The organism is Veillonella sp. CHU594 (assembly GCF_003992265.1).
Taxonomy (GTDB): Bacteria; Bacillota; Negativicutes; order Veillonellales; family Veillonellaceae; genus F0422.
In genome coordinates this window covers 1-17,133 of the sequence record NZ_RQVB01000013.1, presented here as the reverse complement: position 1 = coordinate 17,133, position 17,133 = coordinate 1, and the positions used below count along the sequence as shown (strand labels likewise).

The window sequence follows — 17,133 nt, the reverse complement described above, 5'->3', positions numbered from 1 at the left end:
AGGATTATAGTATCCTCTTTGAAGTGATAGAGAATGATTTGTCAGAAGGCAATCATTCTCTATTTTTATATGGGATGCATGTGTTAGCCTATAGTATTCATTATAAAAACTACCTGCTATAATACTAAGGAAAGCTATATAAATCATTAGAGAAATAGTGTATACTATACGTATGATATGGAATACTTGGAATATTGAAAGTACTTTCGTTCTACGAAAGATGATGTGTTATAAAACTATACTATATACTATTGTAAACGTTATATGAGTATAAGAAAGGATACCTATGCAAGAGATTGTAGTAGGCGGTTTATATCGTCATTTTAAAGGCATGTTGTATTATGTGATTGATATTGCTATTCATTCCGAAACAGATGAACCTCATGTGGTGTACCAACAGTTGTATGGTGAGCGCAAAACGTTTGTACGTCCCCTAGTGATGTTTGCTAGTGAAGTGGATCATGAAAAATATCCTGATGTGGAGCAGAAAGATCGCTTTCAGTTGGTCAATGGTTGGGATGTAGAACAGCAGTTGCGGTAAGGGGGTTCTGTGAATAGGAAATATTTTTTCTTTGATATTGATAATACACTAGCAGTGTGGCCTGATGGAACGATTCCTGAAAGTGCTCAATACTCCTTGGAGTATTTGCAGGATAAAGGGCATCACGTGGCACTTGCTACGGGCCGTTTACAGGCAGATGCTATGCGCTTTGCCAAGATGGCAAAGACTCCGAACTTTGTGGCTGATGGGGGCTATAGCATTACAGAAAATTATGAAGTGCAATGGATGCAGGGCATGGACCGGGACCGCTGCGTGCAGTACCTTAAGTATTTAACAAGCCACAATGTGCCTTGGGGAGTGACCCACAAGAATGAATTTGTCCGTATTACTCCTTATGAAAGCGTCCTAGCATGGAATCCTAAGTGGGATATGATGCAAAATGAAGTCGTATCAGACTTGGTGCCTGAGGATATCGAGCATTTTTACAAGGTCTATGCGTTCATCACAGAAGAAGAGGAACAGCGACGTGGCATTGTACACATGACGAAGGATTTGATTCGCTATGGAGAAGGATGCATTTTGTTTGAACCTATGGATAAGGCTTATGGCATTCGGAAAATGATCGATGGCTTTGGCGCATCTTATCAAGATGTCATCGTATTCGGCGACGGCTATAACGACCTGTCCATGTTCCGACCAGATTGGCTGAACATTGCCATGGGGAATGGCCGTGACGTACTGAAAGAAAAAGCTGACTTTGTGACTGCATCTTGCTATGATGATGGGATTTATAAAGCATTGCAACATTTTGGTTTCATACCGAAACAGTTTTAGTATGAATGAAGTGGATAGTATACTTTCACCATAACTATATGAAGCGGTTTGAACATCAAAATTAGTTATAGTATAATAAAGCGTAGATATATCGAAATGGGTCTTAAAAGGAGGACATACCATGGATTTAATTCAAAGTTTAAAAGAGCAAGCAAAAGGCTTGGGTAAAAAAATTGTATTGCCAGAATTCGAAGATAGCCGTGTCATCGAAGCAGCGGCTGCGATTTTGAAAGAAGGTTTCTGCGTGCCTGTATTGGTGGGTGCAGAAGATAAAATTCAAGCGGCAGCTACAGCAGCTGGTGTATCTTTGGAAGGTGCTGAAATCATCAACCCAGCTACATTCGGCGAATTAAACAAAATGGTAGATACATTTGTAGAATTGCGCGCGAAAAAAGGCATGACACCTGAAAAAGCACATGCTACTATGACTGGCGATGCGTTATTCTTCGGTGCTATGTTAGTGCGTTTAGGTTTGGCTGACGGCATGGTAGCAGGTTCTGCAAGCCCTACAGCAAACGTACTTCGTGCAGCTATCCAAGTGGTAGGTACACAAGCTGGTTTGAAAACTGTATCTAGCTCTATGCTTGTGATCACTGATAAAAAAGAATACGGCGATAACGGATTGTTGATTTTCTCCGATTGCGGCGTTATCCCTAACCCAACATCTGAACAATTGGCTGATATTGCTGAGTCCAGTGTTGGTAAAGCTCGTTCCGTAGCAGGCATGAAAGAACCTCGCGTATCCTTCTTGTCCTTCTCCACAAAAGGATCTGCTTCTTCTCCAGAAGTTGATAAAGTGGTAGCAGCTGTAGAAGACTTGAAAGGCCGTAACGTAGACTTCGCATTCGATGGTGAATTGCAATTAGATGCGTCCATCGTTCCATCCGTAGCAGAACGTAAAGCTCCAGGATCTCAAGTAGCTGGTAAAGCTAACATCTTGATTTTCCCTGACTTACAAGCTGCTAACATTGGTTACAAATTAGTACAACGTTTTGCTGGCGCTACTGCTATCGGACCAATTATTCAAGGTTTAGCAAAACCAATCCATGACCTTAGCCGTGGTTGCTCCGTAAGCGATATCGTTGACCTTTGTGCGATTGCTGCAGTGGAAGCAAACTAAGTCGTCTCTTGCTACGTTATGTAGCCTGTGGCGTTTTACCTGAATAGGATAAAGGGAAGACCGCAATACACCCCCTCAGAAACGCATTTCATGATGTTTCTTCGGAGGTATATTGCGGTCTTCTTGTGTTTATGTGATTCGGTCAGTAAGGAACGCCACAAGGCTACTACACCTAAGGGCGTTCCTCAGAGAAAGAAGTCCTAAAATGCTTATGGCTCACATGGGTATTAAATAATAGAAGCAATTCTATTCCCCACAACGAAAGGTCATAGACTTTCACAAGAAAACCATCCTGAGGTGCATACCTTGGGAGGGTTTTTCTAATTTGTGCTTTTAGTGTTACCTGACATGTGATATAATGGGAATATAAAAAGAGAGCCAATAACGTGGTGGTAGCGTTAGGCTCATCTGGGATATAGAATGGGCCTAACGTGCATAAGTAGTAGGAATACTTATTATAGCGTTAGGCTTTTCACATATTTAAAGATTATTTCTTCAAATAAGTGAGTAATGCTAATAGGAACATAGCGAATAAAATCATGATAGAAATTGCTTCGAATACGGTTATATTACTCACCTCCCTTACTAAGTAAGAAAGATGAACCTAACTCACGTTAGAGACTCTCATGGCTATAGTATATCATAATAATATTCGTAATGTGAAAAATAAAGTAATTACTAATAAAAGGGCAATCCGTTTTCTAATCTTTTGTAGGTTGATTGGGCGTGACAGATTGCCTTTTTATATATGTGAAAAGGAAAATATGTTATAATGAAGGTAATCAATAAAATTATCAATTAGGAGTTAATATGAAAGTTACCTATTTAGAACATAGCGGTTTTGTCATTGAAGATGGCAGACGGGCCTATGTATTTGATTACTGGAAAGATCCAGCCGGAGTGATAGATACATTAGTAGCACAAGGTTACGAGTTACATGTTTTTGTATCCCATATCCATCATGACCATTACGTGAAATCAATTTTCAAATATTTACCATATATACACAGTGTTTGGTACCATGAAGATGTGCCAGCTTTGCGAGATATTTTCAAGGAATTGCAGGAGACAGCAGGGGATAAGCAAGATGCTGAGAAAGCTAGTTTGGTGTTAGAAAGAATCAAACAAGGGTGTTCTAATCAAGGCCAAAATATGACAGAGAAACATCTAACAGAAGAATTGGTACAACATGTGTTTTCTTTGCACTCCATGAAAGTAGGCGACACATTAGAATCAGATAATCTGACTGTCACCATGTTTGGTTCCACTGATGAAGGCGGTTCATTCTTGGTGGATACAGGTACGCATCGCATCTTTCACGCAGGAGATTTAAACTGGTGGCATTGGTCTGGAGATACGCCTGAGAATATTGCAGAGGCAAAAGCGTTAAAGGAGAAAGAATTTGCACCTCTAATAGGTTTGTCTGTGGATATTATGATGTTTCCTGTAGATGCTCGATTAGAAGTAGCTCGTGAGTGGGGAGCCTTAGAAGTGTTAGGTATAATGAACACGAAACTATTTATTCCTATGCATGCCAATGGATCTATTTGGGTGCCCTCGGAAACATTCCGCCACACATACCCAAACCAACGTTGCTGGATTCCGGAACAACCGGGTGATGTAATAGAGGATGTGAACTAAATGACAGTGTGGTTACAACGTCATGGAGCAACGGCGTTACTAGTACTGATGAGTGTCATATTCTTAGTCTCCTATCCCTTGCATAGAGATCCTTTATGGGGTCTCATCACGCATATTTCAGGGGCTGCCATGATTGGTGGCTTAGCTGACTGGTATGCGGTGACAGCACTGTTTACGAAACCCTTGGGGATTCCTTTCAAAACGGCGCTCATCCCTAGGAATAAGGAACGGTTCGTGGAAATGGCACGGCATATGATGGTGGACGAACTCCTTCGGGTATCTCATATGTACGAGGTACTGAAACAGGAACGTGTACCAGGGCGGATTGTGTCATTTATGAACAGTGCCACTGGTCGGGGGTATGTGCATGTGTGTTTTGAGGAACTGAAAGACCATGTGTTGCCCTATGTGAAAGAAAATTTACTGCAAGAGCAATTGCTAGGGCACATCAAGAATGGTGTGGAGTCTTGGCGCGTGACGCCTTTTGTGGTTAGTTTGTGCCGTCAGCTGTTAGAACCAGAACGAGCAGAGGTGCTATGGATGCACATCAACCGTATGCTTCAACGATTGCTAGCGGCGGAAGGGATTCGCCCCTACTTATTAGGGCTAGTATCCTCTGTGATGAATCGCTATGCAGACCATTCATTTTTGCGAGAATTGGCGTTAGCATTAGGTGGGGAGTCACTTTCACCGGAATACATTACACACATGATACAGGTGAAAGGCTGTGCCTATTTGATGAGCCAAGAATCCTTGCAGTCGCCCTTGGGGTCTGCAGTATACACGAAGGCTCGATGGGCAGTGGATGAACTTGCACAGAATGGACAGTGGCAACAAAAACTAGAAGATAAAAAGAATGCTTGGTTCCGAGAATTCATCGAAGACGGCTATGTGTTGGAAGATACGTTAGACCTTGCGCGTTATGTAGAGCAAGGGGAAACGGAATTATATCATTTCTTTGAGCGCTTGGAAACGAATGCTGTAAAAGGTCGCAAGGCAGAGCGGTTTATTTTATTCCAATTGTTGCATGTCTTAAATTACGTACGCCCTTGGATTGAACACATCGTCGTGCGCGAGATGAATCGATTCACACCAGAGGAAATTACCCGCATATTACAATCTAAACTGGGTTATGATTTGCAGATGATACGCATCAATGGGTCCTTAGTAGGTGCTATTTTAGGTGGTCTCTTCTATGGATTGACTTTGCTGAAAGGAGGGATCCTATGAGCCCTCGTATGATAGAAACTACTAGGAATCTCTATACAACCTATGCGAATCGCTTGCTGCTCACCATGGCGGTTTTGTTTGGCTTGGTATGGTGGGGACAGTGGTATATCACGGCTCCTTGGTATGATGGGTTGTATTGGTTTGTTCAATCTGCTCTCATCGGTAGCGTAGCGGACTGGTTTGCGGTGACTGCTTTATTTCGAAAGCCTTTGGGTGTGTCCTTTCATACGGAACTGATTCCACGGAATAAGAATCGCCTTATTGAGGGGATTATCCGCATGGTGAATACGAAACTTCTCACCTATGATCAATGTAAAAGGGCTATTGAACGGGTACAGTTTGTACCGTTTATAGACCAATATATTCGTAGTGATGTAGGACGGAATACGGTGCGCCAAGGGATTGCCACCGTGCTGTCGGAGTTGTGGGAGCGACGTAGTGATCGGGAGTGGGCCCAATGGGGTGCACAACGGTTGCGGAAATTTTTGCATAATCAGTCTTTTATCGGTCCTATGCAACAGACTTTACTACATGTGTGTGAGCACAATCGTTATGAAAGTGTGGTCATTCGCGGCATCGACTATTTGCAGAGGGCTCTGTATACACCGAAGGCACAGCAATGGCTAGAAGCGGTTATTGAGGAAGAAATCGAAAAGCGCAAGAAAGATGTAGTGTCTGCCATGCTCATTGGACTTTCAGAAGGATTGAACATCGTGAACGTCCAAGAAATGGCACGGGCCATCATCGAAGAAGTGCATCAAATGTTGGAGCGCTGGAAACAGCCGAACAGTACGGAACGCCTCGTGTGGTTGCATCAATGGGTAGGACCTTTGCAACATATGGCGTCGAACCGAAGCATCACAAAGACCTTGGACGATGCTATTCAACAGTGGATCGATGTGCAAGATTGGGAGCTCATGTTAGAAGAGTATGTATGCCCACGGATTCGTGAAGGCATGGTATCTGCGGATGGGACATCGCCAATGGCCATTGCGTTGGAATCGAGTTTTCAAGAGTTGTGGAATCATTACTGTGAAGAGCCGGGCATGGTGGAACGGTTAGAAGAAGCCTTAACTCATATTATGCTGCACATTGCTTCGAAGAGCCATGGGTTTATCGGTATCATCATCCGTGAAGTACTACAAAGCTTAAGTACAGAACGGTTCATCCATTTTATTGAAAGTAAGGTGGAAGAAGACCTTGCTTGGATCCGCATTAACGGTGCCCTCGTAGGCGGCGTAGCAGGATTGGGGACCTGGTTGTTCTTGTATTATGTGTATGAGCCAGTGTTGCATGGACTAGGAATACTATAATTTCTAGAAAATATTTTATAGTGTAAGCGGAGTGCAGTTCTATAGTGTGGATGTATTTCGATTGGAATAGAATGTATATGGCTGTTTTCTGATTGGATTAATAGTATATAGGATACACGTTCTGTGATGCGCATTGTTTAGCAAATCGAATATATATTAAAAAACAGGGGACCCAGATTCGATGGAATCGGGTCCCCTGTTCTCATTTGAAAGTTCTATATGGTTGCAGCTCTCTAATTGAGACATATAGGTAATGAAAAGTTTCGTTGTTACAGTGATAGGATTATGCTTCTTGCACGGTGTTAAGGTTGAGCTCCAAGTCTTTGATCATTTGTAGATCATCTAATGGAGAGCGACCAGCTGTTGTTAGGTAACCACCCACCATAATACCGTTCAAACCACCTTTTAATGCGTAAGATTGTAAGTCACGAAGGTTCACTTCACGACCGCCAGCCGTACGAATCAAAGCCTTTGGCAATACGAAACGGAACACAGCAAAGGTTCGAAGAATTTCCAATGGAGGAATTGGTTTATTGTTTTCGAATGGTGTGTTCTTGATAGGGTTAAGAATGTTCAAAGGAACGGAGTCTACCCCTAATCGTTTTAACTCGAATGCCATTTCAACACGTTGCTCTTTGGTTTCATTCAATCCCAAGATACCGCCGGAGCAAACACGAATGCCTGCCTTTTGTGCATTGGAGATAGTGAACATTTTATCTTCATAAGAGTGTGTTGTACAAATGTCTGGGAAATGGCTTGGTGCTGTTTCGATGTTGGAGTGATAACGTGTCACACCAATTTCTTTTAATTGCACGGCTTGCTCGTAAGTCAATAAACCAAGGGAGCAACAAATCTCTAACCCAGTTTCTTTACGAATACGAGTGAGAGCGCTCAAGATTTGCTCGAACTCTTTTGGGTTGTTTGTGTTACGGCCACTTGTAACGATGGAGAAGCGGATAGCGCCAGCTTCTTTCGCTTTTTTAGCAGCGTTAACGATTTCATCCTCTTCCATGAAAGGATACACAGTAACACCAGTGTCATGATGGGCGGATTGAGCACAGAATTTACAGTTTTCTGGGCATTTACCGGAACGGGCGTTCACGATGGCACATAGGTCTACTGTATCGTCATTGAACTTTTGACGGATTTTATCAGCCATAGCTAAAAGAATCATAGTGTCTTCGTCAGATGTGTGAATCAGCTGCTCTGCCTCTTCACGAGTGATCTCGCCACCATCTAATACTTTTTGCGCGTAGGCTATGATTGTTTCATAGGAAATAGATTTGGATACAGTTTCCATAATTACACCTCGTAATAGTTGTTTGATTTTAATGACTACATCATAATGACTACATTATATAATTATTGTTAACTTGCGTCAATAGTATAAGCGTTAACAGAGAGCGGAGATTATTTTGCTATGCAGGTATTCTGCGCTTATAGAATTTTATTCCATATGTAGAATTTGTGGTATAATGGGTTCGTAGAAGAGTTAATGACGTGTTGTTAGGCTCATCTCTTCCTCGTAAGGGAGGAGGTGGTTGCTATGACTAAATATGAAAAAATCTCCTTGATGATTTCTATTGTTAGTTTAGCAATTCAGTTCATTGATCTAGTAAAATAGACAATGAAAAAGCCTAACGGATAAGGTCTCACACACCTTAGCACGTTAGGCATATTTCATTTTGCATTCTTTTGAGATGAGCCTAACGCCAGCACACGTTATTAGCTCTTCTTGTTTATATGCTAAGTATAGCATTGTTTATTGCTAAATGCAAATATCACTAGACTTTACGTGAATATATGGAGAAAAATCGTTGTAATTTTTGGTGTAGTCATTTTTCGTGTTTACTTTTATAATAGAGAGTAAGAATATATTTTAGAAATAATAGCTTAATTTTTGGGGATAATGGAGTAATAAAAGGAACCGCCCAAGAACTGAGAGTTAAAGATAGATATATACATGTAAGGGCGTAAGGTTTGTTATTCTGGAGGGCCTAGATGATTGTCCTAGATGCAAATGCAGGGATTCCCATGTACGAGCAGGTATATGAGGCTGTAAAAGTACATATTGAGCAGGGCTTATACCGTCCAGGGGAACGGCTTCCTTCTATACGATCTATGGCGGCACAGTTAGGGGTCAGTAAGATTACGGTGGAACAAGCCTATCTACAACTGGCTACGGAAGGATATATTCAAGCTCATAACAAGGCCCCTTATGAGGTATTGGAGATTGTGCAGCCTCTAGGTGGCGATTGTGATACTATGATGCAGAATTATCCTACATGGAATATGTCCTGTGAAGGAAGTCTTTCACCAGTGAAATCTCCGATTCTCTACAATTTTGCTACCGGAGACATGGATCCAGAAGGATTTGATTTTAAGCGATGGAAGCGTTTTATTGGATATGCCTTACGAGATACGAAACGTCTTATGACCTATGGTCAATTAGAAGGGGAACCAGAACTGCGGGGTGCGTTGAATCAATATTTGCAACAGGCACGAGGTGTAAGAGCTACAGCAGATCGTATTCTTGTGACTAGTGGTACTCTTAATTCTTTGCAAATGATCGTCTCTTTATTGCAACGTCAAGGAAAATCTAAGGTGGCTTTGGATCGTCAAAGTCCTAGTTTTGCGAAAGCAGTTTGGAAGGACTATGGATTTTCTGTGCTAGAACTAGATATGCGTTCTCCGGGGCGAATCCATACTCTTCAAAAAGCGCAGATAGATGTGGTCTATTGTATGCCATCTCATGGAGATAGTATGGGACGCATCATGACGATACAAGAACGAATGGAATTGTTGCGATGGGCTCAGCATAAAGAGGCATATATTATCGAGGATGACTATGATAGTGAACTTCGTTATTATGGGAAGCCTGTATTATCCTTACAAGGAATGGATAGAAATGATTGCGTGATTTACATGGGCACACCATCGAAGGTATTACCACCTTCTATTCGATTAAGCTATCTTGTATTGCCAATCACTTTGTATAAAGACTTTCATAGTCATCGTAAAGATTACGGGCAAAGTGCTAGTGTCCTAGAACAGTTGGCATGGGCTATGTATATGAATGCAGGGGAATGGAATAAACAAATTCGTCGGCTTCGAAAACACTATTTAGAAAAAAGTAAGTATTTTACTAGTTTATTGCGACGCTATTTGGGTGATACTTATGAAGTGGTTGCTCCTGAAGGAGGAGTCTATGCAGGGGTGCGACTCAGGTATGTGGATGGAGAACAGTTGGTATTACGAGCCTTAGCATCGGCTTGTGATGTTAAGGTGTTAGATACGGTGGACACCGATATGGTGGAGGTTTTATTGTCTTTTAGCGGTATTCCTACCTGTGAATTAGAACGGGCAGTACAGGTATTAGCAAAGGCATGGAAAGGGTTATAATATGGGTATACCATTTAGATTTATACAATGTGGGGATCTCCATTTAGGGGCGCCTTTTCGCTATTTAAAATCATTTGGCAGATCCTTAGATGCAGCCATGGTACGTGCTACCTATACATCCTTTCAGAATATTGTAAATCTAGCTATTCGTCAGCGTGTAGCAGCAGTTCTGGTTACAGGTGATGTATATGATGGAGTAGACCATCCTTTAGAAGCAGAGATGCATTTTGTACGTGGATGTGAAAGTTTGGATAAGGAACAGATTGCTGTTTATGTAGTACAAGGTAATCATGATCCTGCTGATAGTTGGAAACGACATATGCCGTTGCCAAAGAATGTGCATATCTTTTCATCTGAACGGGTGGAACGGTTTCCGCTTCTAGTGCGAGGACAAGAGGTAGCGGGTCTCTATGGCCGGAGTATTGACCATAGTACTCAATATGAAGATATGGCCTCTACTATTCATCCGTTACGGAGCGATCCTTTTTCCATTGCCCTTGTGCATGGTACGGTAGGCATACATGAAGGGCATGATCAGACAGGACCTTGTACACTGGAATCCTTGCGTAGTATTCCTATTCAATATTGGGCTTTTGGGCATGTTCATAAGCGTCAAATTATTAGCGATCATCCATATATTGTGTATGCAGGAAACACACAAGGATTGCATCGTGGTGAAAGCGGACCGAAAGGTTGCTATGTAGTGGATGTATCTAGTCGTGGTGCTGTAGAAACGCAATTTTATGAGACGAATGCCATCCGTTTTGCTGAAGAGACTATTGATTTAGGACAAGTAAAATCTGTATTGGAAATGTTAGAAATGTTGCGTCACAAAAAAGAGATGTTACGGAAATCTTATATATCTATTTTGTTATCGATTCGCTTGATAGGAGCAGGACCTTTATCAGAGATGGCACGAGATAGCAAGGTTCGAGCTACTTGGATAGAGGAATCTCATGCTGAAGAGACAGGTAAATATGGAGTGTATATTATCGGTATCGATTGTGAATTAGGTAGTATTAGTCATCCAAGTATAGCACCGGGGATGATTAGGGATTATGTGAAAGCTATCGATTCCATGCATACGGGGATAGAAGCACTAGAAATGATTGTAAAAGCTCGCCCAGAATGGAAGCGATTAGGAACGCATAGTCGACTAGTGACAGAGGCTATGTTGCAATCTGCCTATGAAAAGGCGAGACGTGATGGAGTCCGTTTATTACAGGGGAATGATCATGAAGATTAAAGAGATATATATAGAACAATATGGCCCCTATACTAAGTGGAGATTTCAGCCCCATGATACAGGATTACATGTGTTATATGGACCGAACGGGAGCGGAAAAACTACATTGCTCCAAGCCTTTCGTGGTATTTTACTGGGAACAAAGAGGAAAGAAGAGCCTGTAGATGGATATATTCTAGTGGAGCGAGGAGGTCACACATACCATATTGGGCGTAAAGGAAAAGAACTAGACTTTTACGAGGTAGGAGGAGAGCGCTATACCGTAGAGCCAGCAGAATTATGGTGGCAAGGACTAGATAAAAAGACGTACGATCGCATTTTTGCTATTACCTTAGATGATCTACAAGGGGTAGACATCATACAGGAAGTAAACGTGAGAACTCGGTTTTTTGGTGCTGAGGGCGGAGAATCTCTGGGTACACTTGTGAAAGATGTAGATGAATTAGCCAGTCAGTTATTAGTAGCATCACCTACTGGTAAGCGAACCATTAATGCTTTGTTGGACCGTTTGCAAGAGTCAGAACAGGAAATCCGTAAACTTCAGCAAGGAGAACAGGAGTATTATACATGGCAAGCTTCTTTAGTAGAGCTAGAACAGAAAGAAACTGCATTGCAAGAGCAACGGCAAGAGCGCAAGGAGTATCTACAAGAAGTGGAACGTGTTTTGCGTGCTTGGGATACGTATAAACGGGCAGAAGAAGCAAAACAACATATGCATCAATTCCATGTGAATGAGCCTTTAGAACGAGAAACGTTTTTAGCGTTAGATGAAGAAATTCGTCGCTGCCAAGAGTATATGCGTGTGTGGCGTGGTAAAGAGGAAGGGCTAGTACCAGATAACTTTGATCCCGAAGATAGGCTTGGAATGTATGAGCAAGAAATTGAAAGTTTGTACCAAGAGATATCTAAGTGGACACAGTTAGAAAAAGAATGCCGTGAAGGAGATCTCTATCTAGAAAAAGTACAGGCGCAACTGGCAATCATAGGAAAATCTCATAAGTATTGGCGTGATGTAGAAGAGTTTCCTAGAGATGTGAATTGGCATGATGGGGAACAAGCAGCACGGCAATTACGAAGTGCTCGTGAAGCCTATGAGGCATGGCAACGTCGAGAGCCGTTTCCACAGGATGATAGAGCCCTTCAGGTAGCTGATGCAGTGAGAGGGCTAGAAGAAAAACAAACTGCCCTAGAAGCTCTCAAGAATGCATACCTATTAGGACAACAGGCTGAGCCTGAGGTAATAGTGAAATCGGGACGAGCTTACTATATAGGTGGAACAGTATTAGTAGTGTTAGGTATAATCCTATTAGCTTGGCATATGACTTATGCAGATGTGTTTGGTACACAGGCTATAGCGGGCATCCTAGGGGTATTGCTAGGCGTGGCTCTAATAGTTCAAAAATATAAGGCGAGAAAAACAGATTCAGTAGGTGCGAACACATCTGTTAAAGACTTCTCAAGTTTGGAAGAGATAGCTAAACGAACTATGCCAACTACGGAAGAGGAGTATGAAAGTTTACTTTCAGATATACAGGAAGTAGCGGAACAAATCAAAGGCTATGAAGAGGATGTAAGCCATTTTAAGGCTTACGAAGTAATGAAAGCGCAGTGGGTGACGGAAGGTAAAACCTTGGAAGCGGCAGGCACTGAGGCCATGGATGTCTGGGAAGCCTGGTTGCCAAAGGCGGCTAAACAGACGAACCGAGATGATGCATTCTATGGCATGAAAGAAGAATATCAAGCGTATCATGAGCGATTACGTGAGTTTGAGGGCTACCAAAAGCAAGTGGGCTTGCATCATGAACAATTGGATGCGATTGTGAATCGGTGTCGAAAATTGTGGAGCTCCTTGCAGTTGCAGACATTGCCATCTATCGTAGAGCTGCGTGTAGTCTATCATCAATTGCAATTACATAAGCAGAATCGTGTGCGGTGGGAGCAAAAGGAAAGCCAGCGTAAAAACTATCGTGAAGAATATGCTACGTGGAGCAAGAAAGAAAAAGAGTTATTCTTAGCCCAAGAAGAGTTGATTCAAAAAGGTGGTGCTAAGAGTGCGGCAGAATATCGTCAGCGCTTATTGGAACAGGATCAATATAAGCAGTGGGAGACGATTTATCGGCAAAGTCAGCGACAATTGGATTTGTTGGCACCGAAAGAATTTCATAAGGATGTGTGGTATCGTCGTTTACAAGGCAATGATAAAGGGAAGTGGGAATTAGAGTACTCCCGCAGTGAAACGGAATTAGCGAATATTGAATCATCCTTACAGGCATTGTATGAAGAGCGGGGGACCTTGCAGGAATCTATGCGCCACTTGAGCACATCTCATGCAGTGTCCGAAGCATTGTTGAAAAAAGAACAGCTAGAAGCGGAGCTTCGAGAAGCTTTAGAAGAGTGGATGACTTATGTATTCATCAACCATGGCATGGAACTAGCACAACAAGAATACGAAACAGATCGGCAACCGGCGATGCTGGCGAGAGCGTCTGCCTATGTGAAAGCCATGACAGGTGGTATCTATACTCTGCATATGGATGATGCGCATAAAGGGGCATATGTAAAAGATACAACGGGACGAGAGATTCCTTTATGTAAATGGAGTAGTGGACTGGGAGATCAAGTGTATTTGGCATTGCGACTTAGTTTGGCAGAGTCATTTGCTGAAAAAGTAGAATCTTTACCGTTACTGTTAGATGATGTGTTAGTTAGATTTGATTTAGAACGGCAAAAGTTGACGTTACAGGTAATAGAAAGAATTAGTGAACATACACAAGTATTTTTATTTACTTGCCATGAGACGACGAGCCAGTTAGCTAGCGAAAATGCGCATACATATAATCTTGAGGCTATAGGTATGGGCATCACTTCTAACGCTATATAAGTCGTCACTTGTAACGTTATGTAGCCTGTGGCGGGGTTAACTAAATAGGGTAAAGGGAAACGAGCAACACATTCCTTCACAAACGGTACTACGTAATGTTTGTTCAGGAACATGTTGCTCGTTTCTGTGTTTCGTATATTTAGTGAGTAAAGGCCCGCCACAAGGCTACTACGCGTGACGGCGTTCCTTTGGGAGGCTCTTTTTTTGTTAGATTCATTATAGCACAGGTTGGCTTATAGATTTATTTAGCAAAAAGTTCACGATACGAGAAATTTTTGTAGTATAATATAAATTAGAAGAGTCATTGACGTGATGTTAGGTTCATCTTCTTTACTCGGTAAAGGAGGTGGGTAATATGACGGTATTTGAAGCATTATCTTTGATAATTGGTTTCGGTATTTTATTATTAGCATTACTCACATACTTAAAAAAGTAATTTTTGATATGTGAAAGACCTAACGATTTAATAAGTATTCCCATTACTTATACACGTTAGGTCATCATTTTATAGTATTCCAGATGAGCCTAACGCCTTCACACGTTGATGGCTCTTCTTTTGTTACATTTATTATAGCACGGTTTATAGATGTATTACAAGGCTACCATGGATAACGGTTTACCTTAAGGCTTAAGGTCTTGATTATCTGTATGTGGAGATACCATCGGTATATAATGTGTTTTTAGTACCTAGTACGGTCTAGTCTAGTGTGTGCTAGATATTACTGATTAAGAGTAGTATAATACTCTCTATATGAGAGGAGTGTATGATGAACTATTCTTGGATACGTAAATATTGGATATATATAATAGTGGTGGCGGCACTACTCGTTGCAGGTGGTGTATTCGCATGGATGCAGCCTAAAACGGTGCAAGTGATGAACCCTGTAGAACGTCAAATGCCGGTGCGCATCAGTCATGAGGCAAATATTACGGCAATGCATAAGGCTAGTGTAGAACCGACGGTATCGGGGCCGGTGTCTACTTTCACTGTGAAAGTAGGTGACATAGTAAAATCTGGTCAAGTGCTAGCTATGATTGATACCACATCACTACAGCAACAACTGCAATCTTTATTAGGACAGTTACAGGAGGCACGGAGTCGGGCGCCACAACAGAGTACATCGACTACAGTGGTGGGTGGTAGCGTATCATCAGCGGATGTGGAGAGGGCACGATATATGCGTGATGCTGGCATTATTACGAATCGCGAGTTTGAAACGATTGCGGCGAGGGCGCAATCACAAGTGGTAACGGTTCCTTCCTATTCAGGCGGATCTGGGGCGGATACCTCGGGTATTGAAGCAGCCATCGCTAAAATACAAGCACAAATGGCGGCAGCGCAAGTGCTTTCACCGATGGAAGGTAGAGTAGCAGCTATTTATAATGAAGATAGAAAGATTGCCATCGAAGGGAAGCCACTTATTCTTATACAACAAGATTCTCCAGTGGTGGCCACATTGAGTGTCCCACAAAGCTTTGGATCTATTTTGAAGCAGCCCAGCATTACTGGTGGCGTGGATGTCTATTTAGATGTAAATGGAACACAGGTGCCGGGACAGATTACATTTGTGGGAACCGAATCAGGGCCGAGTATCACGGTGAAAGCAACTTTTAACGTACAATCTGGACAAGTGACGATTGGAGAGTTCTATACATTGGTGATTGAAACGAAAGCGGAAGCACCGGCGCTTACTTTGCCTAAAGAAGTTATTCGTGATGGTGAGAATGGTAAGTTTGTATATGTGTTAACAGATGAAAATACAATTGATATTAAGACAATTGAGATTGGATTAGAAGTGGATGGTGCTGTGACAATACTTGATGGGTTAAATCCGACAGATCGAGTAGTGACAAGTAAAGGGAACTTCGAACTGGGCGAAAGCGTTCACTTGTGATGCTATGTAGCCTGTGGCGGTTTTAACTAAATAGTGCAAAAGGAAGAGCACGGTATACCCCTGTATAGCGTTGTCACGTTCAGTTAATATTCTATGAAGTAAAAAGAAGAGCAGGGCACATTCCTTCAGAAACGGTATTTCATAATGTTTCTTCAGGAACATGCCCTGCTCTTCTAGGGAATATGCGATTATGATACATATGAACGTGACCTAGACTTATTATGTTCGGAGTAGGCCGTGCTCTTTTTGTGTTTGCTTGATTTAGCCAATAATAACGCCACAAGGCTACTACGCATGACTGCGTTCTCTTCGGGGATGATGTGTGGGAAGAGGCCGGTACATTCCTTTAGAAACGGTATTTCATAATGAATCATCTCTTGTGATGCTATGTAGCCTGTGGTGGTTTAACTATATGTGATAAAGGGAAGAGCACGGTATACCCCCTCTCAAACGGTATTTCATAATGTTTGTTCGGGGGCACACCGTGCTCTTCTTGTGTTTGCTTGATTTAGTCAATAATAACGCCACAAGGCTACTACTCAAAACAGCGTTCCTCAGATGGGAAGTATATGAGTGGTTGGTAGGGGGAATGTTCATATATTTGTATGATGTAGTTAATAATATAGATATAAAGGTTCAACACATGAGAGGGTTGGTTAATGAAGAGATAAAATATTGGTAGAGTACGACATCCTATTTGCGTAGAGATAAGGATATTATTTGATGAAAGTTTTAAGATGCTATAGGTATAACTTCGTTGTCTACTAGGAGCATTAAATTATTATATACATACTTAGAGGACGAGCATAAAAATTTAAAATTGGGGGTTGCTTTTTATTTGGAAATGGAATATACTATTAAACATGTTCGAGAGAACTGAGCGTTCATACTCCTAAGAGTATTGAGTGAAAAAAGATTAAAAATAACTGTTGACACGATATTGTGAATCTGTTATTATAATCTAGTCGCCACAACACAGTGTTGTAAAGGCGAAGTTGATCTTTGAAAACTGAACAATAAAAGGTAATTACTTCGAAAGAAGTAAACATAAGCCAGAGTGCGGGTTTCA

The 17,133-nt window shown here is 41.8% G+C and carries 13 protein-coding genes; 11 read left to right on the top strand and 2 right to left on the bottom strand.

Annotated features, from left to right (window positions below):
- Positions 1 to 286 precede the first annotated feature (286 nt).
- The 3 genes from EO111_RS07970 (at position 287) to pta (ending at position 2,456) form a co-directional block, all read left to right on the top strand.
- Entirely contained in the window at positions 287 to 541 is a 255-nt protein-coding gene (locus EO111_RS07970) for a DUF1653 domain-containing protein (RefSeq protein ID WP_062401344.1), read from the top strand.
- A 9-nt stretch (positions 542 to 550) separates the two neighbouring features.
- The gene (locus tag EO111_RS07965; RefSeq protein ID WP_127011227.1) at positions 551 to 1,336 is read left to right on the top strand and encodes an HAD-IIB family hydrolase; all 786 of its coding nucleotides are present in this window, start codon (positions 551 to 553) and stop codon (positions 1,334 to 1,336) included.
- A 121-nt stretch (positions 1,337 to 1,457) separates the two neighbouring features.
- Positions 1,458 to 2,456: a phosphate acetyltransferase gene (gene pta / locus EO111_RS07960; protein WP_127011226.1), complete on the top strand. Its 999-nt coding sequence runs from the start codon at positions 1,458 to 1,460 to the stop codon at positions 2,454 to 2,456.
- Between the two features lie 487 nt (positions 2,457 to 2,943).
- Here pta and EO111_RS08485 read toward each other — a convergent pair whose 3' ends face one another.
- Positions 2,944 to 3,033 carry a putative holin-like toxin gene (locus EO111_RS08485; RefSeq protein ID WP_370447304.1) on the bottom strand — a complete coding sequence of 30 codons (90 nt, stop codon included), beginning with the start codon at positions 3,031 to 3,033 and terminating at the stop codon, positions 2,944 to 2,946.
- A gap of 233 nt (positions 3,034 to 3,266) precedes the next feature.
- Here EO111_RS08485 and EO111_RS07955 point away from each other — a divergent pair, with 233 nt between their 5' ends.
- Genes EO111_RS07955 through EO111_RS07945 form a run of 3 tightly spaced genes read left to right on the top strand, consistent with a single transcriptional unit; the run spans position 3,267 to position 6,640 of the window.
- The gene (locus EO111_RS07955; protein ID WP_127011225.1) at positions 3,267 to 4,097 is read left to right on the top strand and encodes an MBL fold metallo-hydrolase; all 831 of its coding nucleotides are present in this window, start codon (positions 3,267 to 3,269) and stop codon (positions 4,095 to 4,097) included.
- Entirely contained in the window at positions 4,098 to 5,327 is a 1,230-nt protein-coding gene (locus tag EO111_RS07950; RefSeq protein WP_127011224.1) for a DUF445 family protein, read from the top strand. It begins immediately after the preceding gene.
- Complete coding sequence (locus EO111_RS07945; protein WP_127011223.1) at positions 5,324 to 6,640, top strand: DUF445 domain-containing protein; 1,317 nt, start codon at positions 5,324 to 5,326, stop codon at positions 6,638 to 6,640. The genes EO111_RS07950 and EO111_RS07945 overlap by 4 nt, the downstream gene beginning before the upstream one ends.
- A gap of 283 nt (positions 6,641 to 6,923) precedes the next feature.
- On the opposite strand, the gene bioB is transcribed toward EO111_RS07945, so the two are convergent.
- Complete coding sequence (gene bioB / locus EO111_RS07940; RefSeq protein ID WP_009353994.1) at positions 6,924 to 7,940, bottom strand: biotin synthase BioB; 1,017 nt, start codon at positions 7,938 to 7,940, stop codon at positions 6,924 to 6,926.
- Between the two features lie 701 nt (positions 7,941 to 8,641).
- Here bioB and EO111_RS07935 point away from each other — a divergent pair.
- The 5 genes from EO111_RS07935 (at position 8,642) to EO111_RS07920 (ending at position 16,064) form a co-directional block, all read left to right on the top strand.
- The gene (locus EO111_RS07935) at positions 8,642 to 10,042 is read left to right on the top strand and encodes a PLP-dependent aminotransferase family protein (RefSeq protein ID WP_127011222.1); all 1,401 of its coding nucleotides are present in this window, start codon (positions 8,642 to 8,644) and stop codon (positions 10,040 to 10,042) included.
- Between the two features lies 1 nt (position 10,043).
- Positions 10,044 to 11,288 (top strand): DNA repair exonuclease, encoded by a 1,245-nt coding sequence (locus tag EO111_RS07930; protein ID WP_127011221.1) that lies wholly within the window; start codon positions 10,044 to 10,046, stop codon positions 11,286 to 11,288.
- Entirely contained in the window at positions 11,278 to 14,169 is a 2,892-nt protein-coding gene (locus EO111_RS07925) for an AAA family ATPase (protein WP_164727628.1), read from the top strand. The genes EO111_RS07930 and EO111_RS07925 overlap by 11 nt, the downstream gene beginning before the upstream one ends.
- Before the next feature lie 355 nt (positions 14,170 to 14,524).
- Positions 14,525 to 14,605: a putative holin-like toxin gene (locus EO111_RS08480; protein WP_370106745.1), complete on the top strand. Its 81-nt coding sequence runs from the start codon at positions 14,525 to 14,527 to the stop codon at positions 14,603 to 14,605.
- A gap of 331 nt (positions 14,606 to 14,936) precedes the next feature.
- The gene (locus tag EO111_RS07920) at positions 14,937 to 16,064 is read left to right on the top strand and encodes an efflux RND transporter periplasmic adaptor subunit (RefSeq protein ID WP_206168942.1); all 1,128 of its coding nucleotides are present in this window, start codon (positions 14,937 to 14,939) and stop codon (positions 16,062 to 16,064) included.
- The last annotated feature ends 1,069 nt before the right edge of the window (positions 16,065 to 17,133 follow it).